The organism is Komagataeibacter oboediens, from assembly GCF_018491655.1.
GTDB lineage: Bacteria > Pseudomonadota > Alphaproteobacteria > Acetobacterales > Acetobacteraceae > Komagataeibacter > Komagataeibacter oboediens.
Genome location: NZ_JABLUU010000002.1, coordinates 65,374 through 87,056, shown reverse-complemented (window position 1 = coordinate 87,056; position 21,683 = coordinate 65,374). Strand labels below are relative to the sequence as shown.

General features: G+C 63.9%; 22 protein-coding genes and 1 riboswitch. Of the genes, 14 read left to right on the top strand and 8 right to left on the bottom strand.

Annotated elements, in window-relative coordinates:
- Positions 1-5 precede the first annotated feature (5 nt).
- The 3 genes from cobW to HNO79_RS02325 all read right to left on the bottom strand — a co-directional run bounded on the left by cobW (position 6) and on the right by HNO79_RS02325 (position 2,460).
- Complete coding sequence (cobW, locus tag HNO79_RS02335; RefSeq protein ID WP_214165388.1) at positions 6-1,058, bottom strand: cobalamin biosynthesis protein CobW; 1,053 nt, start codon at positions 1,056-1,058, stop codon at positions 6-8.
- A gap of 5 nt (positions 1,059-1,063) precedes the next feature.
- On the bottom strand, positions 1,064-1,465 hold the full coding sequence (locus tag HNO79_RS02330) for a DUF1636 domain-containing protein (RefSeq protein WP_029329434.1): 402 nt from the start codon (positions 1,463-1,465) through the stop codon (positions 1,064-1,066).
- Between the two features lie 158 nt (positions 1,466-1,623).
- Positions 1,624-1,864, bottom strand: a riboswitch (cobalamin riboswitch).
- 53 nt (positions 1,865-1,917) lie between these two features.
- Positions 1,918-2,460 carry a histidine phosphatase family protein gene (locus HNO79_RS02325; RefSeq protein WP_214165387.1) on the bottom strand — a complete coding sequence of 181 codons (543 nt, stop codon included), beginning with the start codon at positions 2,458-2,460 and terminating at the stop codon, positions 1,918-1,920.
- Between the two features lie 172 nt (positions 2,461-2,632).
- Between HNO79_RS02325 and HNO79_RS02320 the strand changes: the two genes are divergently transcribed.
- Positions 2,633-2,857 (top strand): CbtB domain-containing protein, encoded by a 225-nt coding sequence (locus HNO79_RS02320; protein WP_029329432.1) that lies wholly within the window; start codon positions 2,633-2,635, stop codon positions 2,855-2,857.
- A gap of 93 nt (positions 2,858-2,950) precedes the next feature.
- On the opposite strand, the gene acuI is transcribed toward HNO79_RS02320, so the two are convergent.
- A complete protein-coding gene (acuI, locus tag HNO79_RS02315) occupies positions 2,951-3,931 on the bottom strand; it encodes an acrylyl-CoA reductase (NADPH) (protein ID WP_010514200.1) in 981 nt (326 codons plus the stop codon).
- Here acuI and HNO79_RS02310 point away from each other — a divergent pair.
- The 4 genes from HNO79_RS02310 (at position 3,930) to HNO79_RS02295 (ending at position 6,982) form a co-directional block, all read left to right on the top strand.
- Complete coding sequence (locus HNO79_RS02310) at positions 3,930-4,181, top strand: hypothetical protein (protein WP_214165386.1); 252 nt, start codon at positions 3,930-3,932, stop codon at positions 4,179-4,181. The two genes, acuI and HNO79_RS02310, sit on opposite strands and share 2 nt — an antisense overlap.
- Before the next feature lie 79 nt (positions 4,182-4,260).
- Complete coding sequence (locus HNO79_RS02305) at positions 4,261-5,124, top strand: NADPH-dependent oxidoreductase (RefSeq protein WP_214165385.1); 864 nt, start codon at positions 4,261-4,263, stop codon at positions 5,122-5,124.
- A 143-nt stretch (positions 5,125-5,267) separates the two neighbouring features.
- A complete protein-coding gene (locus HNO79_RS02300; protein ID WP_048856857.1) occupies positions 5,268-6,359 on the top strand; it encodes a branched-chain amino acid aminotransferase in 1,092 nt (363 codons plus the stop codon).
- A 182-nt stretch (positions 6,360-6,541) separates the two neighbouring features.
- The gene (locus HNO79_RS02295) at positions 6,542-6,982 is read left to right on the top strand and encodes a hypothetical protein (RefSeq protein ID WP_010514195.1); all 441 of its coding nucleotides are present in this window, start codon (positions 6,542-6,544) and stop codon (positions 6,980-6,982) included.
- On the opposite strand, the gene HNO79_RS02290 is transcribed toward HNO79_RS02295, so the two are convergent.
- Positions 6,979-7,143, bottom strand: a complete 165-nt coding sequence (locus tag HNO79_RS02290; RefSeq protein ID WP_214165384.1) for a hypothetical protein — start codon at positions 7,141-7,143, stop codon at positions 6,979-6,981. The two genes, HNO79_RS02295 and HNO79_RS02290, sit on opposite strands and share 4 nt — an antisense overlap.
- 126 nt (positions 7,144-7,269) lie before the next feature.
- Positions 7,270-9,111 (bottom strand): phosphomethylpyrimidine synthase ThiC, encoded by a 1,842-nt coding sequence (gene thiC / locus HNO79_RS02285; protein ID WP_214165383.1) that lies wholly within the window; start codon positions 9,109-9,111, stop codon positions 7,270-7,272.
- Between the two features lie 402 nt (positions 9,112-9,513).
- On the opposite strand from thiC, the gene ade reads away from it, so the two are divergent.
- The 9 genes from ade (at position 9,514) to HNO79_RS02240 (ending at position 18,749) form a co-directional block, all read left to right on the top strand.
- The gene (gene ade / locus HNO79_RS02280; RefSeq protein ID WP_010514193.1) at positions 9,514-11,214 is read left to right on the top strand and encodes an adenine deaminase; all 1,701 of its coding nucleotides are present in this window, start codon (positions 9,514-9,516) and stop codon (positions 11,212-11,214) included.
- A 25-nt stretch (positions 11,215-11,239) separates the two neighbouring features.
- Positions 11,240-12,112, top strand: coding sequence for a tyrosine-type recombinase/integrase (locus HNO79_RS02275; protein WP_214165382.1), 873 nt, complete (start codon positions 11,240-11,242; stop codon positions 12,110-12,112).
- Positions 12,105-12,809 carry a hypothetical protein gene (locus tag HNO79_RS02270; RefSeq protein WP_010514191.1) on the top strand — a complete coding sequence of 235 codons (705 nt, stop codon included), beginning with the start codon at positions 12,105-12,107 and terminating at the stop codon, positions 12,807-12,809. Before HNO79_RS02275 ends, HNO79_RS02270 begins: the two co-directional genes overlap by 8 nt.
- Entirely contained in the window at positions 12,806-13,663 is an 858-nt protein-coding gene (locus HNO79_RS02265) for a segregation and condensation protein A (RefSeq protein WP_214165381.1), read from the top strand. Before HNO79_RS02270 ends, HNO79_RS02265 begins: the two co-directional genes overlap by 4 nt.
- Positions 13,664-14,256: 593 nt before the next feature.
- Positions 14,257-14,913: an energy transducer TonB gene (locus tag HNO79_RS02260; RefSeq protein WP_214165380.1), complete on the top strand. Its 657-nt coding sequence runs from the start codon at positions 14,257-14,259 to the stop codon at positions 14,911-14,913.
- An 87-nt stretch (positions 14,914-15,000) separates the two neighbouring features.
- Complete coding sequence (locus HNO79_RS02255; protein WP_214165379.1) at positions 15,001-16,056, top strand: MotA/TolQ/ExbB proton channel family protein; 1,056 nt, start codon at positions 15,001-15,003, stop codon at positions 16,054-16,056.
- Positions 16,057-16,058: 2 nt separating this feature from the next.
- Positions 16,059-16,481, top strand: coding sequence for an ExbD/TolR family protein (locus HNO79_RS02250; protein ID WP_010514187.1), 423 nt, complete (start codon positions 16,059-16,061; stop codon positions 16,479-16,481).
- 54 nt (positions 16,482-16,535) lie between these two features.
- Positions 16,536-16,973, top strand: coding sequence for an ExbD/TolR family protein (locus HNO79_RS02245; RefSeq protein WP_010514186.1), 438 nt, complete (start codon positions 16,536-16,538; stop codon positions 16,971-16,973).
- A 477-nt stretch (positions 16,974-17,450) separates the two neighbouring features.
- Positions 17,451-18,749 carry a solute carrier family 23 protein gene (locus HNO79_RS02240; RefSeq protein WP_214165399.1) on the top strand — a complete coding sequence of 433 codons (1,299 nt, stop codon included), beginning with the start codon at positions 17,451-17,453 and terminating at the stop codon, positions 18,747-18,749.
- Between the two features lie 122 nt (positions 18,750-18,871).
- Here HNO79_RS02240 and HNO79_RS02235 read toward each other — a convergent pair whose 3' ends face one another.
- Together HNO79_RS02235 and purD are read right to left on the bottom strand one after the other, a co-directional pair.
- Positions 18,872-20,254, bottom strand: a complete 1,383-nt coding sequence (locus HNO79_RS02235; protein WP_010514184.1) for an MFS transporter — start codon at positions 20,252-20,254, stop codon at positions 18,872-18,874.
- A 118-nt stretch (positions 20,255-20,372) separates the two neighbouring features.
- Positions 20,373-21,653, bottom strand: coding sequence for a phosphoribosylamine--glycine ligase (purD, locus tag HNO79_RS02230; protein WP_214165378.1), 1,281 nt, complete (start codon positions 21,651-21,653; stop codon positions 20,373-20,375).
- Positions 21,654-21,683: the final 30 nt, after the last annotated feature.

Sequence of the window (21,683 nt, the reverse complement as noted above, 5' to 3'; positions counted from 1 at the left end):
GCCGTCTAGCCCTGCGCCAATGAAGCCGTAATGGCGGACTGGTCCAGCCCCTTCTGGCCAATGACCACAAGGCTGCCCGTGCGCGGCGCGTCCTTGGGCAGGGCGCGGTCGAACTGGTGGCGGAAACGGCTGCCCACCCCCTGCACCGCAAGGCGCATGGCCTTGCCGCGCACCGTGGCGTAGCCCTTCATGCGCAGGATGTCATGCCGTTCAGCCAGTGTTTTCAGCCGCGCGACGAAATCTTCCACGCTGTCCTGTTCGGGCACGGGTGCGACAAAGCTTTCGAAATCATCGTGCTCGTGCTCGCCGCCTTCGGCATCGTGGTGCGAGGGACGGGCGTCAAGGTCATCTTCCGCTGCGGCATCAAGCCCCAGCAGGATGGCGGGGTCCACCTGTCCGTCGGTCGCGCGCACCACCTTCACCACGCGCGGGATCTCGGCGCGGATGGACGATTCCACCGCGTCGGCCTGCGCGGGCGTCATGAGGTCGGTCTTGTTCAGCACCACCAGGTCGGCGGACAGAAGCTGGTCCTCGTATACTTCAGCCAGCGGGTTGTCGTGGTCCAGCGACGGGTCGGCGGCCTGCTGGCGGGCGACTTCCTCGGGGTCGTCGGCAAAGCGGCCGGCGGCGACCGCGGGACCATCCACGACCGTCACCACGCCATCCACCGTCATGCGGGTGCGGATGGTGGGCCAGCCAAATGCCTTGAGCAGCGGCTTGGGCAGCGCCAGCCCCGATGTCTCGATCACGATATGGTCGGGCGGTGCATCACGGTCCAGCAGCGCCTCCATGGTGGGCAGGAAGTCATCTGCCACCGTGCAGCACAGGCAGCCATTGGTCAGTTCGACAATATCCTCGTCGCGGCAGCCTTCCACGCCACAGGCGCGCAGCGTATCGCCATCAATGCCCAGCGTGCCGAATTCATTGACGACAATGGCGATGCGCTGTCCCTTCGCATTGGCCAGCACATGGCGCAGCAGCGTGGTCTTGCCCGCCCCCAGGAAACCGGTGATGACGGTAACGGGCACCCGCGCGCGGGCCGTGGTGGATGGGGTCATGGCGATCAGGCTCCTGAAAAAAGGGATGCGGGGAAACGGCCGCGCACCATGTCCGACAGGCTGGCGGGGCGGCGGGACGGCATGACGGTGCCGCTGCGTGATGCGCCGTAGGCCGCGACATACGTCATGAGGTCATCCGCCTTCTCCGGCCCGAGATTGGCCAGCAGCCAACCCCATTTGCCCGGCATGGCCACCACGGCGGTGCAGCCGTCATTGCAGGCGGCAAGGCAGCTGACCTCGTGTACCACGACCTGCGGGCTGTCCGCCGCCAGCGCCTGCATGGCGTCATGCAGCTGCCGTCCCGGCGGATTGTCGGACGCGGGCAGGCCACGGCGGCAGGTCACGCAGACATGCAGGTGAACGGGGCCGGTCTCATCCGTCGGCTCGGGTGGTGCGGGAATGCTCATGACGGTCCGTGCCCTTTCGCGGCGGTGCTGCGCGTGGCAGCTGAATGCGGGGTGCACGGTCATGGCGGCGTCACCCGGCATGGGGCGGGATGGTCGCCTGTCGCGTGCCGGGCACCCCGCCGGCCATGCGATCGAATTCGGTCCTGTTATGCCCGCCGGCAGGGCGTGGCATGATGGCAGGTCTCCTGGCTTGTGGCGGAGGGTGCGGCCGCACCCCCGATCCCGGCGGCCTTCCCGGTCCCGTGAAGGGGGCCAGTGGCGTATGCCGGTCCATGTTTTCATGGACCGTGCCGGGACATCACCACCCACAGTTGCGGGGGCAGCGACGGACTTGCCGGTATGGCGCACCGTCTTCCCTATTCTCCCCCGGAAGGGGGAACCATCACCGGCGGATTTAGACGATCGGTCCCGGCACTGTCAAAGGAACCCGGTGCGGGGCGCATGCCATGCGGTCATGGCAGCGGTGCGCCGCTGATGGCCACGCGCCATGCCGTATGGCGGGTCAGGCGGGACCGGGTCAGGGGGGCGATATCCAGCCGTGACAGCATGGCTGCGCTTCCGCCAAGGGCAGCCACCACGATGGCCCGGACCACCGTGGCATGCGTCAGCACCGTGATCTGCGCGGGCGCAGGCGGCAGGGCATCCAGCCACCGGGTCATGCGATGCAGGTGCGCAGCCCGGCTTTCACCCCCCGGCGGGGTGAAACCGGCATCCGCAACCCAGCGCGCCACGTCGTCAGGCGGCAGGTCCTTCAGCGATTGCCCGTGCCATGCGCCCATGTCCGGCGCGGTCAGAGCCGCCTGCGGGCAGGCCGTGCCGGTGGCGGTGGAAGGCCACGCGGCCAGAAGGGCGGGGGGCAGCATGATCTGCCCGGCCGTCCCGATGTGCCGCGCCAGACCGGTGGGCAGGGGCGGGATTTCATCACGTCTCGGGAAAATGCCGCGACGCATGCACCCGGCGGCAGGCAGCGCGATGCAGGTCAGGGTCTGGGTCATGCGCAGTGGCCGCGCACGGGGGGAAGGGGTGGGATATGCACAGGGAGTGATTGACCTTCCATGCCGTTTTTGGAAACATGCGCCCCGATCCGGTTATGGGAAGGACGGCCTGACGCGGCACGTCGCCCACATGCTGCCCCGGGTCGCATGTGATCCAGGGAGTTTCCAGTCAATGAGCCAAGATACATCCGTTCTGTCCAGCGCCGCTGTCGCCGCGCCGCAGGTTTCCATCCCGGTTCGCGACCTGTTGCCGTGGGGTGTGTTCGGGCTGGTTCTGGCGTCCCTGCTGCTGTATTTCGTCGGAGCGGAGCAGGGGGCGACCTCCCTTATTTCCGGTCATTACGTGCATGAATTCGTGCATGATGGCCGTCACCTGCTGGGTTTCCCCTGCCACTGAAGGCACGGCGTCGTGCCATGGTTGCGCGATGGCGGGTGACGGACGGCATGCCCCTGCGGGCATGCCGTTTTTTATTGCGTGGCCCCGGGTGGTTCAGTTGATGGTGATGACGGTCCGGCCCCGGATATGACCGGCAAGGATGCGCGGCGCGATGGCAATGGCGTCGGACAGGGGGGCATCGTGCAGCATGCTTTCCAGTCGTGTGGGATCGATATCGCGCGCCAGCCGGGCCCATGCCGTCATGCGGCGCGGACGCGGACACATCACGCTGTCGATTCCCTGCAGGCGTACGCCGCGCAGGATGAACGGCGCCACTGTCATCGGTAGCGCCAGCCCGCCCGCCAGCCCGCATGCCGCCACCGTGCCCCCGTACTGGATGGAGGCGCACATCGCGGCCAGCGTCTCGCCACCTACAACGTCGATTCCCCCCGCCCAGCGCGCGGTTTCCAGCGCCTTGCCAGTGGGAGACAGGGTATCGCGCGGCAGTACCTCTGCGGCCCCCAGGCCGGTCAGGTAGGCATGAAGCTGTGGCCGTCCGGTGACCGCCACCACCTGATAGCCCAGCTGCGCCAGCAGCATGATCGCCATGCCCCCTACACCGCCGCCGGCACCATTGACGATGATGGGACCACTGGCGGGGGTCAGGCCGCCTTCTTCAAGGCTCATGACACACAGCATGGCGGTCAGTCCCGCCGTGCCGATTCCCATGGCCTGCCGTGCGCTCAGGCCCGTAGGCTGCGGCAGCAGCCACCGTCCCGACAGGCGGGCCATGCGGGCAAGTCCGCCCCAGTGCCGTTCCCCCAGTCCCCAGCCGGTGGCCAGAACCCGGTCACCCGTGCAATGGACGGGATCGTCGGAGTGGATGACGCGTCCGGCAAGGTCGATGCCGGGAATCATGGGAAAATGCCGCACCACCGGCGCGCCACGGGTTATGGCCAGCGCATCCTTGTAATTCAGGCTGGAATGGTCAATTTCCACCGTCACGTCGCCTTCGGGCAGGGTCATGGGATCGACCTGCTCCAGCCGGGTCGTGACCACGCCATCCGCGCGGCTGATCATGAGGGCATCGAACATGCTGGCAGTCTTCCGTGGTGATGAGGGGGAGGGGAACGCAGGACCGCGTTCAATGCATCATCCATGCCTGATTCAGGTCTGTCTTCCTATGTACAGCCGCGTGATTTCGCATGATCGTGAAGCGGTCTGGTTTCTGAACCTTCTGATTGTGCAAGAAGATTTTCCAATGTGGCGGCAGGCGTGCCCATGCCTGTTCCGCACCGGCCGGGCAGTGCGTGATGCGATGCAGGAAAGCGCAGGGCTGGTGTGACCTTCCCCCGCTTCCTGCCGGAAGGTGGGTGTGGTGTGCTGATTTTTCAGCCATCATTGCACAGGCAGGAGGCATGCCCATGTCCGACGTCACCGTTTCTTCCTTTTCCGCCCTGTCTTCCATGAACGCGCTGTGGCAGGCGCGCTATGGCACCCGTCCCCCCGGCATTTCCCTGCCCGAAAGCCCGGTGGCGCGCAGTCTCATGACCCATCGTTCGGTGCGGGCCTTCAGCCCCACGCCAGTGCCCGATGGCGTGCTGGAAGCGGCCGTGGCGGCGGGGCAGTCGGCCTCGACCTCATGCAACCTGCAGGCATGGAGCGTGATCGCCGTGCGCGATCCGGCGCGGCGCGAACGGCTGGCCAGAATCGCGGGGGATCAGGATTTCATCGCGCAGGCGCCATTGTTCCTTGCTTGGATCGCCGACCTGTCGCGGCTGGAACATGTGGGACAGTCGCGCGGGCGTGCGCTGCCGGGGCTGGACTGCCTTGATACGTTCCTGGGCGCGGTCATGGATACGGCCTTTGCCGCGCAGAACGCGGCGGCCACGTTCGAGTCCTATGGTCTGGGAATCGTGTATGTGGGCGCGGTGCGCAACCAGCCCGAAGCGATTTCCGCGGAACTGGGGCTGCCCAAACGCACGCTTGCGGTGTTCGGCATGAGCGTGGGCTACCCTGATCGCAAGCAGCCCACCGCCATCCGCCCCCGCCTGCCGCAGCAGGCTGTCCTGCATTCCGAGCAGTACGACGGGGCCGCCGCCAGCAATCCCGAGGTTCTGGACGCCTATGACGACCGCCTGCGCGCGGCGGCCGCGGCCCAGGGCAAGCCCGCGCGGGGATGGAGTGACAGCGTGCTGGCGCGGCTGGGTGACATAAGCGCGCTGCATGGGCGCGAACACCTGCCGCAGGTGCTGCGGCGGCTTGGTTTCATGCTGGGCGAGGTATGAAAAGCAGGGGTCATGCGCACGTGGCGGGGTTGACCGGCACAATGTTCTGGTGAACTTCTGCTAACGTTGCCCGCATCTGTTGGCGGGCAGGGGCGCGCCCTGTGTATCGCGCCAGCGCCATGATGAAAGAGAAACGAACGGCTATGGACAGCGCCACTTCCCTTCCCTTTACGCTTTCACCCAGCACCTCCCCGGTTTCGCCGCAGCGGCGGGCGGAGATTCTGGCCAATCCCGGTTTCGGGCGTGTCTTTACCGACAACATGGTCGTGATCCGTTATGTGGAAGGCAGGGGATGGCATGATGCGCGCGTACAGCCCTATGCACCGATTACGCTGAACCCGGCGGCGGCCGTCCTGCACTACGCGCAGGAAATCTTCGAAGGAATGAAGGCGTACCGGACGGCAGACGGCGGCATTACCCTGTTCCGCCCCTATGCCAATGCCGCGCGCTTCCGCAAGTCGGCTGAACGCCTGGCGATGGCGGATTTGCCCGATGAAGTGTTTGTCGAGGCAGTGCGCCAGCTTGTGCGCGTGGACCATGCCTGGGTTCCCGGCAACCCCGATGAAAGCCTGTATATCCGCCCCTACATGATCGCGAGCGAGACGTTCCTGGGCGTCAAGCCCGCGTCGGAATACATGTTCATGGTCATCGCATCGCCCGTGGGCGCGTATTTCGGTGCTGAAGCGGTCAGCGTGTGGGTGTCCGATTTCTGTCGCGCCGCCCCCGGCGGCACGGGGGAAGCCAAGTGCGGCGGCAACTATGCCGCAAGCCTGCTGGCGCAGCAGGAAGCCAAGGGCCATGGCTGCGCGCAGGTCCTGTTCCTTGATGCGGTGGAACGCCGCTGGATCGAGGAAATGGGCGGCATGAACGTGTTTTTCGTCTTTGACGACGGCTCTCTTGCCACCCCGCCGCTGACCGGCACGATCCTGCGTGGCATCACGCGTGATTCGCTGCTGACGCTGGCGCGTGGAATGGGCCTGACCGTGCGGGAAGAACCCTATGCCATCGATCAGCTTTATGCCGATGCCGCGTCCGGTCGCCTGAAGGAAGTGTTCGCCTGCGGCACGGCGGCGGTGGTGTCCCCCATCGGGCGTTTCCGCGGCCACAGGGGCGAGGCCGTGATCGGTGATGGCGCGGGTATTGGCCCCGTGACCGAAAAGCTGCGCAATGCCCTGATCGGCATCCAGCGCGGCACGGCACCCGACCCGCATGGCTGGGTCGAAAAGGTCATCTGATCACGCGCACATGGCCGGGCATGACACCCATCCCGGCCATGCCCATGCTTGGTGCGGGCTGTATGGAATGGCCTGCGGACCAGAACGCGGTCTTTTAAATAAAGTAGTGCCCGACAGCTTCTGCCGTTTCCGGTTGGCAGATTGGTCTGGGTTCCCTTGTATCAAGATAAACACAGGTTTCGATGACTGAGACGACTCTGGATGTAACGGGACAGTGGGATGGGCAGTTCAGTTATCCCCATACGCTGATGCCGGAGTCTTTTTCGGCCTCCCTGTTCGAAACCGGTGGGCATGTGGGCGGAACGGTGACGGAGCGCGCCACGTCGGGCGCCAGTGCCGGGGCGTGTTTCATCGCAACGGTACAGGGGGAGCGCAACGGCCTGCATGTGCGGTTTACAAAGACATATGAAGACCATGTGCACATCCATGCCGTGCTGTATGCGGGCACGCTGAGCGCGGATGGCTGCGAGATCGAAGGGGAATGGCGTATCGCCGGATCCTGGTCGGGGCCGTTCCTCATGATCCGCCGGGCGGCGGGGGGCACGGTTGCGGAACACAGGGTGGCGGAAACGACAGTGTCCAACGCCCTGTCCAATGCGGATTGCGCGCCCGTTTCCTGCTAAAAACCGGCTGAAAGTTTTTTGGTGAAGCTTTTTTCAAAAAGCTTCGAAGACCGCTGTCTTTTGAAAAAGGCAACGCCCGGAAACTCTGGACATTCTTTAATCAAAACATTGTTTTCAGAAATAATTTTCCAAATGCCGCCTTTGTTTTTGAAAGGCGGCATCTGTTTGATGCTGTCCGGACAGCGTGTCAGCGGAAACTTTGCCTATGGCGTTCGGGCTGCGCGATGGGTCTGCATTCCGGCTTGTTGCAGACCCATCCGAATCGGTCCCGCGATTGCCCTGCGGGCCTATTGCGCAGGTGTCACCGCATCGTCGACCGGTACATAGATCCGATTGCCGTTATTGCGGAATTCTTCCTTTTTCTGTTCCAGTCCCGCCTGCCGCTGCGCATTGGCCTTCAGGTCATGGCTTATGCGCATGGAACAGAATTTGGGTCCGCACATGGAACAGAAATGTGCGTTCTTGTGCGCCTCCCGCGGCAGTGTCTCATCATGGTACGAACACGCAGTATCCGGATCGAGCGACAGTTTGAACTGGTCATTCCAGCGGAAATCGAAACGCGCGCGGCTGATCGCATCATCGCGGATGCGCGCGGCCGGGTGCCCCTTGGCCAGGTCGGCGGCATGGGCGGCAATGCGGTAGGTCACGACACCCACCTTCACGTCATTGCGGTCGGGCAGGCCCAGATGTTCCTTTGGTGTCACGTAACACAGCATGGCGGTGCCGAACCAGCCGATCATGGCGGCCCCTATGCCTGATGTGATGTGGTCATAGCCCGGCGCGATATCGGTCGTCAGCGGACCAAGCGTGTAGAACGGCGCCTCGCCACATTCCCGCAGCTGCTTTTCCACATTGACCTTGATCTTGTGCATGGGCACGTGACCCGGCCCCTCGATCATGACCTGACAGCCTTTCGCCCATGCGATTTTCGTCAGTTCGCCCAGTGTTTCCAGTTCCGCGAACTGGGCGGCGTCATTCGCATCGGCGATGGAGCCGGGGCGCAGCCCGTCACCCAGCGAGAACGAGACATCATAACGGCGCATGATGTCGCATATCTCCCCGAAATGTTCATACAGGAAGCTCTCGCGATGATGGTGCAGGCACCACCCGGCCATGATCGACCCGCCGCGGGAGACGATGCCGGTGACCCGGTTGGCCGTCAGCGGCACATGCTGCAGGCGTACGCCCGCATGGATGGTGAAGTAATCCACGCCCTGTTCAGCCTGCTCGATCAGCGTGTCGCGGAAGATGTCCCATGTCAGGGCCTCGGGCACGCCACCGACCTTTTCCAGCGCCTGATACAGCGGCACCGTGCCGATGGGCACCGGCGCGTTGCGCAGGATCCAGTCGCGGATGTTGTGGATATTGCGCCCGGTGGACAGGTCCATGACCGTATCGGCACCCCAGCGGATGGACCAGACCATCTTCTCCACTTCCTCGGCCACTGACGAGGTTACGGCGGAATTGCCGATATTGGCGTTGACCTTCACAAGGAAATTGCGCCCGATCACCATGGGCTCAAGTTCGGGGTGGTTGATGTTGGCGGGCAGGATGGCGCGGCCTGCCGCGATTTCGGACCGTACGAATTCGGGGGTGACGAAGGCGGGAATGTCCGCGCCGAAATCCTCGCCATCGGCGCGACGTGCCTCGGCCCCTTCGTCCATGGTGGCGCGGCCAAGGTTTTCGCGGTGGGCGGCGTAGATCATTTCCTCGGTAATGATGCCTGCACGGGCGAATTCGTACTGCGTGACCATCTGCCCCGGCTGCCCTTCATGCACCGTATGGGGGGCAGGGCAGGGCGGGACCAGGTTTTTGCCTTTGGCAAAGCCGTTATCCTCGGGGCGGACGGCGCGGGGCACGACCGTGGGCAGGTGGCGTGCCGCAATCCACGGTGCGCGGACGGGGGGCAGGCCCGCACGTACATCGATACGCGCAGCCGGATCAGTATAGGGGCCGGAGGTGTCATAGACGCGCACCGGCGGTTCGTTCGCGCCGGGTTCAAGGGCGATTTCGCGCAACGGCACGCGGATATGCGGGTGGCCTTCGGGCGAGGACCAGATCTTGGTGGACCCCATGATGGGGCCGGTGGTGACATGGTCGGGAGACGAAGGCGAAGCAACAGTCGACATGGCAATGCTCCAAGTTTCCTCTCCGACAGGGGGTGTGGGGGAGAAAACCGGAACGCCCGCATGGATCATGCGCGCGGTGTCGCCCGGGCCATCAGGGCCGATGCGTCGTGCCGATTGTCTGCACCAGTCCCTCCGCCGGTATGAGCCGGATCAGGTTCCCCGGAACGCACGATGCGCCCGGAAGGGTCCCCGCGCGCATGGTTGGCCCATGCCAGCGGTATCTCAGCCCCTTGCCGGGACTCCCCTTGGTCGTTTCAGGATGTTGAAATGCCTTGCTTTTGTCAACAGTGCCGCGATGGTTCGCGGGCTGGCGACGAAAAAGAATCCGTGTATCGATTTGCCAGGCGCGCTGTTGTGATAGACTGCGGGCACCATCGTTTTTTCACCAGGAAGCAGGACAGTATGGCAGGTAGCGTGATTTCCGACCGGATTGCACAGGGAAGCGGACGGAGCGTGGCGGACACCGTGATCCGCAATGTCCGTCTGTTCGATCTGGTGACCGGTGAACTGCTGCCAACCGATATCGCCATATGTGGTGACACCATCGTTGGCACGCTGGACCGGTACGAGGGCACGAACGTGATCGAGGGGCATGGCCGCATTGCCGTGCCGGGCTTTATCGACACGCACCTGCATGTTGAATCCTCGCTGATCACCCCGTTTGAATTCGACCGCTGCGTCCTGCCCCATGGCGTGACCACCGCCATATGCGACCCGCATGAAATGGCCAACGTGCTGGGGCGTCCGGCGCTGGACTACTTTACCGAAGCGGCGCTGCGCACGGTCATGGACCTGCGGGTCAACCTGTCCAGCTGCGTACCTGCGACCCATCTGGAAACATCGGGGGCGACGCTGGACGCGGCTGACCTGCTGCCGTACCGTGATCACCCCAAGGTCATTGGCCTGGCCGAGTTCATGAACATTCCCGGTGTGCTGAATGGCGACCCGGTGTGCATGGAAAAGCTGGAAGCGTTCGCGGGCGGCCATATTGATGGCCATGCCCCGCTGCTGCGCGGGCGGAAGCTGAATGGCTACCTGTCAGCCGGCATCACCACCGACCATGAGGCGACAACGGCCGAAGAAGCGCTGGAGAAGGTGCGCAAGGGCATGACGGTGCTGATCCGCGAAGGCTCGGTGTGCAAGGACCTGCGTGCGCTTGTGCCGCTGCTCAACCCGGTGACATCGCCGTTCTTCGCCTTCTGCACCGATGACCGCAACCCGCTGGAAATCGCGCATGAAGGGCATCTGGATTACCTGATCCGCCTTGCCATCTCGCTGGGGGTGGAGCCGCTGGCCGCCTATCGCAGCGCCTCGCTCAGCGCCGCCAATGCGTTCGGCCTGCGTGACCGGGGCATGATCGTGCCGGGCCGGCGGGCGGATATCGTGCTGCTTGACGACCTGCGCGAATGCCGGGTGTCGGACGTGATCAGCGCGGGGCGTCTGGTAAACGACGCGCTGTTCGCCGCGCGGGAGGTCATTCCCCCCGTCGGCACCGACAGCATCAACCTGCCCGGCCCCGTCAGCGCAGGGGACATGCAGGTCAGGGGAAGCGGCACGCAGCGCCCCGTGATCGGCCTGCTGCCTGGCCAGATCATCACCCCCTTCCTGCATGCCGACCTGCCGGTGGTCGATGGCGTCGTCCAGCCCGACCCGGCGCAGGATATCGCGCGTATCTGCGTGGTGGCGCGGCATGGCCATAACGACAATATCGGCCGGGGCTTCGTAAAGGGGTTTGGCCTGTCGGGTGGCGCGCTGGCGTCCTCGGTCGGGCATGACAGCCACAATATCTGCGTGGTTGGCATGGATGACGCGGACATGGCGCTTGCGGTCAACCATCTGGAAAAGACAGGTGGCGGCTTCGTGGTGGTGCGTGATGGAAAGGTGGTGGCCGACATGCCGCTGCCGGTGGCGGGCCTGATGAGCGACGCCCCGTTCGAGACCGTACGTGACCAGCTTGAGGTGCTGCGCGCCGCCGCCCGTGCGCTGGGCTGCAAGCTAGATGAGCCGTTCCTGCAACTGGCCTTCCTGCCGCTGCCGGTGATTCCGCATCTCAAGATCACGGATTTCGGCATGGTGGATGTCAACCGGATGGAACTGGTCTGACGCGGTCACGATACAGGAGCAGACCATGACAGGGGCCGATGTCGCAGCCCCCGTGCGTGAAGCCGTGGCCACCCTGCGGGCCTATCGTGCGGACTGGGTGCATTTCACCAACTGGTGCGCGGGACATGCCGTGTCCCCCATTCCTGCCGCGGCGGATGTCGTGGCGGCGTACCTGCGCAGCCTGACGGAATTCGCGCCCGCCACCATACGCCGCAGGCTGGCTGCGATCGGCAAGATGCACCGCTTTAACGAAATGCCGTGGGATGTGACCGACGGCCGCATCCGCGCGGCACTGGCCGACATGACCGAACGGGCCCGCCGTCCGGCTCCGCCGCCCGCGGTGGTGACACCGGACATGCTGCGCGCCATGGTCGAACGCTGCGCGGACGGATCCCCCCGCGGCCTGCGTGACCGCTGCCTGCTTCTGTTCGGGTTTGCGGGCGCGTTGCGGCGTTCGGAACTGGTGGGATTGCAGGTGGAGGACGTGCGCATCGACCGCATGGCGGTCGTGCTGAGCATTCGTGAGGACGGTGAAGCGCAGCCGGTGCACCTGCCCCTGCCCGAAGCGAAGGAGATGTGTCCCGCTGCGGCGTTCACGGCATGGCAGCAGGTGGCGCACCGGCAGACCGGGCCGCTGTTCCGCGCCATTTCCAAGGGGGAGCGCGTGGGGGGACGCGCGCTGACACCCTATGCCGTGACCCGCATCCTGCAACGACGCGCGGCGATGGCCGAAATCCCGCCGGAGATCGCAACGGCACTCAGCGCGCATGCCCTGCGTGCGGGCTACATTGTCGCTGCGTTGCGGCAGGGCATGGACACCGAAGCACTGTGCCAGCATACCCGGTACCGTGATCCGCGTGCCCTGCGCCAGTATGAACGCCTGCTGACCCATGACTGAAAACCTGCGCCTGCCCTGGGCCGACCTGCCCCCCGCAACCGCGCGGGAGGAGGAGACGCCCGCCGAGACCACGCGCCGCCCACCGGGCAGGCGGGGGCGGCGGCCACTTTCCGCATGGCCGCAGCCTGCCGAACCATCGCCATGGCAGTGGTGGCATCTGCTGGTATACGGGCCGGATGCCGGCATGGACGCTTTTGTTACGGAAGCGGCGGGTCCCGGCCTGATCCCGTGGCCGTTTGATGCCGAACGGGTGGAGGAGGACATGTTCGCGCTGGCCATTGGTGCCAACGGCCCGGCACGTGGCCGGGCGGGACTGTCCATTGATGGCTGCCGTATTCTGGCGCGCCAGTTCCGCGCGGCGGCGGAAGCACGGCATGCCCGGCTGGGCCTGCGTATGGAAAAGGCATGTCCGCTGGATTTCCACCAGCTTGTGCCCGTGCCGGAGCGGATCCTCCATCTGGGCGCCACCCACCCCGATGCCCGGGCATGGCTGCATGCCAACTGGGGCCTGACCGAGGCACCGCGACAGGTGCGCCACCTGCCGGGGCGCAAGGCGGGCCGCCGCCTGCCGCGTGGCCATCGGGCCATGGTCTATGGCTTCTTTACCCGTATGGGCACGCCCGCCCCCGTGGTCCGCCGGATGGAGGAGCATTACCCCACCCTGACATTCCGCCTGTCGGAACGGTCGCTGGCATGACGGAACAGACCGACCTGTTCAGCAGGCCGTTGCCCGATGGCGAACCGGTCATTGTCCTCGACATCTATCAGGGCGGGCTGTCGCACCTGCTGCAGCTGGCGCATGCGCGTGAAATCGATCTGGCGCGGCTGGATATCGTGACCCTGATCGACCAGCTGGCCGAGGCCGCGCGGACCCATACCGACCTGCCGCTGGGAATCAAGGCGCAGTGGGCGGTCATGGCGTCGGGGCTGCTGCTGCTGCGTTCGCGACTCATGTTACCTGCGGACGATCCGCGTCAGGCTCAGGCCACGCAGGAGGCAGCCGACCTGCGCACGCGCCTGCTGGCGGCGGAGGACGCCGCCCGCCTGGCGGGCTGGCTTGCGGTGCGTGAACAGCTGGGCCGGGATGTCCATGCCTTTGGCGGCGCGGTTGCCCCCGACGCGGACGAATCGGCGCAGTGGGAAGTGGACCGGATCGAGTTCCTGTGGGGCTGCCTTGCGGTGTTTGACGGCAACTGGGGCGTCATGCCGGTGGAAACGCCATTCTATGCCCCGGTGCAGCTGGACCTGTTTTCGGTGGAGGACGCCCGCATGCGCGTGCGCACCTGTCTTGCGCGTGCGCAGGACGAACCGGTGCCGCTGGACCGGATGCTGCCCGATTCCGTGTGGGTGGGGCAGGGGGGCGACCTGTCATCGGGGCAGCGGCGGTCGGCATGGAGCAGTACGTTCGCCGCCTGTCTGGAAATGGTGAAGCAGGGGGAGGCCCTGGCCTATCAGCCCGCCCCGGAAACCATGCCCTGTTTCAGCGGTGTGCCGGACGCAACGCCGCGACAGGGGAAAAGTTCCCCCGGATCTGGAAACAGGACGAAATGAACGGATCGTTGCAGCTTATACTGTCAGACCGCCGGTTCATGTCGAATTGATAATATCATATGAAAAAACAGGCTATCGGGCACGAACAGGCAGATTTTTTCCTAATTTTTTAACAGTTTGCTTGACTGGGATTTTTTTTTGATCAAGCTGGCAGGTATGAGTTTTTTACCGGCCTGCCAGACCGGGACAGCGGCCATTCCAACAGGGCATTTTTTCGCCATGGACCGCGGCCTGTCGGGCGGGGCGCCGCTGGAAGATTATTTCATATTAAGATCAGGGTTGATTTCGAGATGTTAATAATGTTTATGGATAAAACGTGATGAATGAATGGCTTGGCCTGTCAGGGCAGGGCGCATCCAATGCCTGTGTATTGGTATATGCACTGCCGGAGGTGGCGAGGGTCGTGCTTTCCCGTTCCGCCGGGAAAGAGGGCAATCGGGCTTCAGGGTTGAGCCGGGGAGAACAAGGCGGATCGCATCAGTCGTTTCGTAGAAATCTGGTCATACTCCCGTAGTAAAATTGGTGAAATCAGAACAACCAGAACAAATTCTGTAATAATTCCTTCCTAAAAACTATGCCGTTCTGAGTGAGGTATGGGTATGACGTATGCGGAACAGAGTGATAACAGACTACAGAAGATAATAATTTTCGCCCTTGTTTTGGTATTTGAAGGGCTGCTGGTGCTTGCGCTGCTGTTCGGGCTCAGTTCCCCGCCGGATGCGCCCAAGGAACCGCCGCGGCCGCCGGTGGAAGTCCACATGATCAAGGAACCGCCGCCGCCACCGCCACCGCCGCCGCCGCCGGAAATTACGCAGCCGCCGCCGCCGTATATTCCGCCGCCGAAGATTCAGGTTCCGACGCCGCCGCCGCCGATGAAGGTGACCCACACGAAGCCGCCGAAGGCGATGCCGCCCGCAAAGGCAGCCCCGCCGGCTGATGCGCCCGTGTCCAACGCGCCGCCCGTGCCCGATCATTCGGCAGGCACGTCGCCGCTGAACCATGTCGTGCCGGAATATCCGGAGGAAATGTCGGAAGAAGGCCGTGAAGGCGTCGTGTCCGTGGCATGTGACGTGGAAGCGACCGGTGTTACCAGCAACTGCCAGGTGGTCAGTGTAAAGGGTGGCCAGGCATTCGCTGATGCCGCGCTGAAGGCGGTCCGTCGTTCGCGTTATGCGCCGGCTGTCAAAAATGGTGTGCCCGTCAAGGAGTTCCACCATCTCTATACGATCACGTTCAGTCTGAATGACTGAGCCTGAGTGTTAGGTCAGGCACGGCGGGGGCCGGCAGCACCCCGCCGCCTCGGAAAAAAACATCCTGCTCCAGAGGATTTTGGTTAAATGATCAGACTGCATCGTAAACACACTCTTGTTGCCTCGGCTGCTTTCGCTGCCATGCTGTGCGCGGCTTCCCCGCTCGCCGCGCTGGCACAGGACGCCGCCCCGGCCGCTAGCGATGCGGCCACGGCACCGGCGGTTTCCGTCCCCGCAACCGATGGCAGCGGCGCTGCCGCCACCCCGGCCCCCGGCACGGATGCCCCGGCCCCGCAGGCATCCACCCCGACCGATGCCGCACCGGCTGCTGATGCGGCCCCTGCCGCCCCGGCAGAACCCGCAGCCCCGGCGCCCGCCGCCGATGCAGCCCCCCCGGCCGATGCCCCCAAGGCACCCGAGGGTAACCCGTATGGCCTGGGCGCGCTGTGGGCCAATGGTGACTTCATTGCCCGTGGCGTCCTGCTGATCATGGTCTTCATGTCGCTTGGCACATGGTACATCATGATCACCAAGTTCTTTGAGCAGGCGCGTGTCATGAACGCTGCCAAGCAGGTCATGACCGATTTCTGGACCAAGGGTTCCATCAAGGACGGTGCTGCCGCCCTGCCCGCGAACTCCCCGTTCCGCTACATTGCCGATACCGGCGTGAAGGCTGCTGAACACCACGAAGGCACGATGCAGGAATCCATCGACCTGCATTCCTGGACCACCATGTCCATCCAGCGTTCGGTTGACGTGATCCAGACCAAGCTGCAGGGCGGCCTTGCCTTCCTCGGCACCGTGGGGTCGACCTCTCCGTTCGTGGGTCTGTTCGGGACCGTGTGGGGCATCTATCACGCGCTGACCGCCATTGGCATCGCGGGCCAGGCCTCGATCGACAAGGTTGCCGGTCCGGTTGGTGAATCGCTGATCATGACCGCCATCGGCCTGGGCACCGCCGTGCCTGCGGTTCTGGGCTACAATCTGCTGGTGCGCCGTAACAAGGGTGCGATGGACAAGATCCGCAACTTCGCCGCTGACGTGCAGTCGATCCTGATGGGTGGTTATCGCCATGGTGCGGAAATCACCGTCCATCCGGACAACTCCCCGACCACGACGACTATCGATAACCGGGTGGCCTGATCATGGGTATGCAAGTTGGAGGTGGCAGCGATGAAGACGAGGTGGTGTCCGCCATCAACACCACACCGCTTGTCGATGTCATGCTGGTGCTGCTGATCATCTTCCTGATCACCATCCCCGTCGCGACACATACCATCAAGGTTAGCCTCCCCATGGATGCCAACCAGCCCACCCGGACGATGATGAACAACATCGTCATCGCAGTGACCCCGGAGGGTCAGGCTTACTGGAACGAGACGCCTCTGACCAGCTATGCCGATCTGGAGTCCCATCTGGAACACGTGGCGGCGGAAAACCCGCAGCCACAGATCCAGATCCGTGGTGACCAGGCGGCAAAATACGAAGGTGTGGGCAAGGTGATTGCAGCCTGCCAGCAGGCTGGTATCGTCCACATCGACTTCATTACCGAGCAGCCGCACGGCTGATATCCATTCCCGGCCGGGGCCTGTGTGCCCCGGCCAATTTCGGGAGAGTAGACCATGGGCATGAATATCGGCTCAGACAGCACGACAGAGGACGAAGGTATTGTCGATATCAATACCACGCCCCTGATTGACGTCATGCTGGTGCTGTTGATCATGCTGATCATCACCATTCCGCTTCAGACGCATTCAGTTTCGATCGACCTGCCGCAGGGCAATCCCCCGCCGTCTTCCGCACCGGACCCGGTTGTGGACACGGTGGCGATCGATTTTGACAACACCATCACGTGGAATGGCGAACCCGTCGCCAGCGATGCGGACCTGCAGGCCCGTTTCAGGGATGCAGCCGCCCAGCCGGTACAGCCGGAAATGCATATCCACCCAGACCGTCTGGCCAGCTACAAGGTCGTGGCACGGGTTCTGGCGGATGCGCAGCGCCTGGGTGTAAGCAAGCTTGGTATCATGGGTAGCGACCAGTTCATGGATGCGCAGTAACCCTGTCAGTTTCCTGACGGTATCCTGCCAGACAGCACGGCGGCCCTTTCCTTATGGGAAGGGCCGTTTTTTTATGTTCGCCGTGACCCGGAAAAATTTCCGTTTTCAGGGCATTAGGGAATGGCACCATGTGGCATGAAAGCCACAGGGCCCGCATTGTTCCCGATCACTTTCCCGCCTGCATCGGGGCAGGCAGATCGAATATTACGGCGGAATGAGTGTTTTATGCGGGTTCCGGGCCGGCGGGTGGTCATCGGAACGTGCAACAGGCAGTTAGATGAACAGCATGTTGCATTTTTTAAGCTTTGTCCGCGTATCTGTATTCCATAAGTCAACGGAGAGGCGGAACACCCAGTTTCCGTCATGACTTCAGCATGGCCGGATGGCACAGGGCCGCTGACAGAAAGGCAGACAGGGCGCGCTGCCGCTGGAAACCGTATGATTGTGAAAACAGACCCGACACACCCGGTTGATGAAATGCTGCCTGCGGGCATGCTGTTCGCCTTTGGCCTCCAGCATGCGCTGGTCATGTACGCGGGCACGGTTGCCGTGCCGCTGGTTTTTGCCGCGGCCATGCACCTGTCACCCGTGCAGACCATCCTGCTGATCAACTGCGGGCTGATGACCTCGGGCATCGCCACGATCATACAGAGTATCGGGGTATGGAAATTCGGCTCCCGCCTGCCAATCGTGCAGGGGTCGTCCTTTGCCATGCTGGCATCCATGCTGCTGATCGGGCAGATGTACGGCGTGCCGTCGGTATTTGGCGCGGTCATTGGCGCGGGGCTGGCCATGGTGGTGCTGGCGCCGTTCATGGCGCGGCTCATGCGGTTTTTCCCGCCGGTGGTGATCGGGTGCCTGATTACCATCATCGGCCTGACGCTGGTGCCGGTGGCGGGGCGGTGGATTGGCGGCGGTACGCCTGGCGCACCCGATTTTGGCAGCATCGCAAACCTGACCCTGGCGTTCGCAACCATCCTTATTACCGTGGGGGTGCAGGCATGGGGCAGGGGGTTTGTGGCCAATATCAGTGTTCTGATCGGGCTGATTGCGGGCAGTATTCTCGCTGCGCTGTGCGGCATGGGCCATTATGGCGTGGTTGCCGATGCGCCATGGTTTGCCATCAGCACGCCGTTTGCGTTCGGCATGCCGGAATTTCATTTCATGCCGATCATGATCATGTTGCTCAGCATGGTTATCATCGTGGCGGAAACGACCGGTAACTGCTTGGCGATTGGCCGCGTGGTCGATGTGCCGATTACCGACGCCACCATTGCCGGCGCCTTACGGGCCGATGGCCTGTCCACCATGCTGGGCGGGTTGTTCAACAGCTTTCCCTATAATGCCTTTACGCAGAATACCGGCCTGATCGCCATAACCGATATCCGCAGCCGTTTTGTCGTGGCGGCGGCAGGGGTGGTCATGATCGGGCTGGGACTGTTTCCCAAGCTTGGCGCGTTGATTGCCGCCCTGCCACCGCCGGTTCTGGGGGGATGTGGTCTGGTCATGTTCGGCATGACCACCATTGGCGGCATACGCGAACTGCTGCATGTCCGGTTTGAAGGGACACGGAATGGCCTGATTGCGGCTGTTTCCATCGGGCTGGGCGTATTGCCAATGGCGTGCCCGGACCTGTTTACGCATATAAGCGGGCTGGCGCGGCTGTTACTGGGTAATGGTGTGCTGCTGTGCATCCTGTCGGGCGTGCTGATGAACCTGATCGTAGGGAAAAGCGCGCCGGATGTGGAAAGCGTGGTGGACGAACGCACGCCATGAAAGCCTGAGGACCATAAAGAAATTTCTGGTGACGCTCTGTCCGGAAAGCTTCAGATAACGCTGTCTTTATCTGGGGCAGGGCAATATCCGGAACCTTTGCCCGTTCCTGTATCTGCCGTCCTTCAGGCAGTGCGGCGGTTCAGCAGGCGCGCGGCGCTGCACAGCATGCCGATAAAGGCGACAATCGACCCGAAGCCCAGGCAGCTGCGCTCCGCATCATGCGTGATCAGGCCAAAGGCCATGGCCACGAACATGGCCCCGGTGGCCTGCCCGCACTGCCGCGCGATCTGCACCATGCCCGACGCGCTGCCTGAACGCCCCGGCGGGGCCGTTACCATCATGATGCGGTTGTTGGGCGGCTGGAAAATCCCGAACCCCATCCCCGCGATCGTGATGCGCCATGCGATGTCGAACCAGCCCGGATGTGGTGGCAGGTTATAAAGCAGCAGAAACCCCATTGAGGTGATGAACAGTCCCACCGATGACAGGATGGCGGCCGGAATGCGGTCCGCCAGCCGGCTGATGACGGGGGAGACTGCCATGATGCCAACCGGCCACGGCGTCATCAGCAATCCCACGATGGACGGGGGATAATGGAACATGGACTGCAGCGTGAACGGGAAGGAGATCATGAACAGGTTGGAGGATACGAAGCCCACGAATCCCACCAGCGTCCCGGTGCGGAAGGCCGGGATACGTAGCATGTCCACAGGAAACATGGGGTGTTCGCGCCCGCGCTGTCGGCGCACCAGCAGCCAGCCCGCGCCGATCCCGGCCAGCAGCAGTAAGATGACCTGCGCCATGCCCGCGTGATGCGCCACCGAATCCCCCGCCATGATCAGCGCGCCAAAGGTCAGCACGTTCAGCAGGGCGCTGATCCCGTCGAATGTTCCCGCGCTGACAGGCGTGCGCGGCAGCGAAACCAGCGCCAGCACAAGGGCTGTCACCCCCAGCGGAATGTTGATCAGGAACAGCCATGGCCATGACGCGACCGTCAGGATGATGGAGGCGACCGTCGGGCCACCCCCTACGCCCAGCGCCACCATCACGCCATTCAGGGCGATGCCGCGACCCAGTATGGCATGGGGATAGATGAAGCGGATCAGCGCGATGCTGACGCTCATGATACATGCGCCCCCCACGCCCTGCACCGCCCGCGCCAGCGACAGCATGAGCAGCGAATGGGACAGCGCGCAGAACAGTGACGCCACCGTCAGCAGCGCCAGCCCGATCTGGCACAGCCGCGCAAAACCGATGCGCGAGCCCAGGGCCGCCATGGGCAGCAGCGAGACCACGCTGGCCAGCTGGTAGGAATTGACGATCCATACCGCCGAAGCCGGGGAAACATGGATGTCCTGCGCGATGGTGGGCAGGGCCACGTTGGCGATGGCGTAATCCAGCAGCGCCAGCAGTACCGACAGCGCCACGGCGCTGACCGCCCGGACGCGGGCCGCACCATGCAGGCCTTCGCCTTCGGTCAGGACAGGGGTCGATCGGGGGGGCATGGCAGCGGCTTTTCAGACGGGAAGGAAATTATGGTTTTGATAGTGAAACGTTATATGACCCTGCAGCAGGGGTATCAATAGTCGCCCATTGCAGGGGGGATGCCGCAGGACAGGTCCGTCATCCTTCCGCCAGCAGCGCGCGCTGGCCGATGTCATGGCGGTAGATGCCATCGGGCCAGTCAATGACCCTGACCGCATCATACGCGCGGTCACGGGCCTGCTGCAGTGTGTCGCCCGTCGCGCAGACCGCAAGCACGCGCCCGCCCGCGGCAACCAGTTCGTCCGCTGCATTCCGTTTCGTGCGCGCCTGGAATACATGCACCCCCGGCATGGCTTCGGCGGTCGCGATATCGCGGATCACCCCGCCCGTTACCGGCGTGCCGGGATAGCCGCGCGCGGCCATGACCACGCTTACGGAGGACTGGTTGGCAAAACGGATATCTGTCTGATCCAGTTGCCCCTTTGCCACGGCGGCAAGGGCGGCCAGCAGGTCGCTTTCGAGCCGGATCAGCAGGGCCTGCGCTTCCGGATCCCCAAGGCGGACATTATATTCGATCAGCTGCGGGCCGGTTGCGGTCAGCATGAGGCCCGCGAAAATGATGCCGGTGAACGGCGTGCCCCGACGCACCATTTCGCGCAGCATGGGCCGTACCAGCAGGTCCAGGGCGGCTTCCTGCTGTTCACGGTCAAAACCGGTGGGGGGGGAGACCGCGCCCATCCCGCCGGTATTGGGGCCGGTATCGCCATCGCCAATGCGCTTGTGGTCCTGTGCCGCGCCAATCAGCACGGCGGTTTCCCCCGCGCAGAACGCGAACAGGGATACCTCGTCGCCCATCAGGCAGTCCTCGATCACCACGCTCTGGCCCGCCTGTCCCAGCGTGCCGTCGGTCATCATGTCGGTAATGGCCTGTTCGGCTTCAGCCACGGTCTGCGCCACCACCACGCCCTTGCCTGCCGCAAGGCCGTCGGCTTTCACCACCACGGGTGCCCCATGCCGGCGGACATAGTCCAGCGCGGGACCGGCAGCGTCAAAGCGTTCCCATCGCGCGGTGGGGATGCCTGCCGCATCGCACACTTCCTTGGTGAAGGTCTTGCTGCCCTCCAGTGCGGCGGCGGCCTGCGTGGGGCCGGCGCAGGGAATGCCCGCCTTCGCGCACGCATCGGCAATACCTGCCACCAGCGGGGCTTCGGGGCCGGGTATGACCAGGTCGATGCCTTCCTGCCGCGCCAGTGCGATCAGTCCTGGCACGTCATCAGCGCGCACGGCGCAGTTCGTGCCCAGGACGGCGGTGCCGGGATTGCCCGGCGCAATGAACAGGGCGTCAAGCAATGGCGACCGCGCAATGGCAGCGGCCATGGCATGTTCACGTCCGCCTGATCCAATCAGCAGCACCCGCATTACTCTGTTTCTCCCGTTTTTCATCTCGGC

What these genes read in the sequence shown, in the direction of transcription:
- purD (WP_214165378.1), bottom strand. Translation starts at nt 21,653, where the DNA reads ATGCGGGTGCTGCTGATTGGATCAGGCGGACGTGAACATGCCATGGCC.
- HNO79_RS02275 (WP_214165382.1), top strand. Translation starts at nt 11,240, where the DNA reads ATGACAGGGGCCGATGTCGCAGCCCCCGTGCGTGAAGCCGTGGCCACC.
- acuI (WP_010514200.1), bottom strand. Translation starts at nt 3,931, where the DNA reads ATGTTCGATGCCCTCATGATCAGCCGCGCGGATGGCGTGGTCACGACC.
- HNO79_RS02260 (WP_214165380.1), top strand. Translation starts at nt 14,257, where the DNA reads ATGGGTATGACGTATGCGGAACAGAGTGATAACAGACTACAGAAGATA.
- HNO79_RS02265 (WP_214165381.1), top strand. Translation starts at nt 12,806, where the DNA reads ATGACGGAACAGACCGACCTGTTCAGCAGGCCGTTGCCCGATGGCGAA.
- HNO79_RS02240 (WP_214165399.1), top strand. Translation starts at nt 17,451, where the DNA reads ATGCTGCCTGCGGGCATGCTGTTCGCCTTTGGCCTCCAGCATGCGCTG.
- HNO79_RS02310 (WP_214165386.1), top strand. Translation starts at nt 3,930, where the DNA reads ATGCTGGCAGTCTTCCGTGGTGATGAGGGGGAGGGGAACGCAGGACCG.
- HNO79_RS02290 (WP_214165384.1), bottom strand. Translation starts at nt 7,143, where the DNA reads ATGCCGCCTTTCAAAAACAAAGGCGGCATTTGGAAAATTATTTCTGAA.
- HNO79_RS02305 (WP_214165385.1), top strand. Translation starts at nt 4,261, where the DNA reads ATGTCCGACGTCACCGTTTCTTCCTTTTCCGCCCTGTCTTCCATGAAC.
- HNO79_RS02255 (WP_214165379.1), top strand. Translation starts at nt 15,001, where the DNA reads ATGATCAGACTGCATCGTAAACACACTCTTGTTGCCTCGGCTGCTTTC.
- HNO79_RS02235 (WP_010514184.1), bottom strand. Translation starts at nt 20,254, where the DNA reads ATGCCCCCCCGATCGACCCCTGTCCTGACCGAAGGCGAAGGCCTGCAT.
- HNO79_RS02330 (WP_029329434.1), bottom strand. Translation starts at nt 1,465, where the DNA reads ATGAGCATTCCCGCACCACCCGAGCCGACGGATGAGACCGGCCCCGTT.
- HNO79_RS02245 (WP_010514186.1), top strand. Translation starts at nt 16,536, where the DNA reads ATGGGCATGAATATCGGCTCAGACAGCACGACAGAGGACGAAGGTATT.
- HNO79_RS02295 (WP_010514195.1), top strand. Translation starts at nt 6,542, where the DNA reads ATGACTGAGACGACTCTGGATGTAACGGGACAGTGGGATGGGCAGTTC.
- HNO79_RS02250 (WP_010514187.1), top strand. Translation starts at nt 16,059, where the DNA reads ATGGGTATGCAAGTTGGAGGTGGCAGCGATGAAGACGAGGTGGTGTCC.
- HNO79_RS02270 (WP_010514191.1), top strand. Translation starts at nt 12,105, where the DNA reads ATGACTGAAAACCTGCGCCTGCCCTGGGCCGACCTGCCCCCCGCAACC.
- thiC (WP_214165383.1), bottom strand. Translation starts at nt 9,111, where the DNA reads ATGTCGACTGTTGCTTCGCCTTCGTCTCCCGACCATGTCACCACCGGC.
- cobW (WP_214165388.1), bottom strand. Translation starts at nt 1,058, where the DNA reads ATGACCCCATCCACCACGGCCCGCGCGCGGGTGCCCGTTACCGTCATC.
- HNO79_RS02300 (WP_048856857.1), top strand. Translation starts at nt 5,268, where the DNA reads ATGGACAGCGCCACTTCCCTTCCCTTTACGCTTTCACCCAGCACCTCC.
- HNO79_RS02325 (WP_214165387.1), bottom strand. Translation starts at nt 2,460, where the DNA reads ATGACCCAGACCCTGACCTGCATCGCGCTGCCTGCCGCCGGGTGCATG.
- HNO79_RS02320 (WP_029329432.1), top strand. Translation starts at nt 2,633, where the DNA reads ATGAGCCAAGATACATCCGTTCTGTCCAGCGCCGCTGTCGCCGCGCCG.
- ade (WP_010514193.1), top strand. Translation starts at nt 9,514, where the DNA reads ATGGCAGGTAGCGTGATTTCCGACCGGATTGCACAGGGAAGCGGACGG.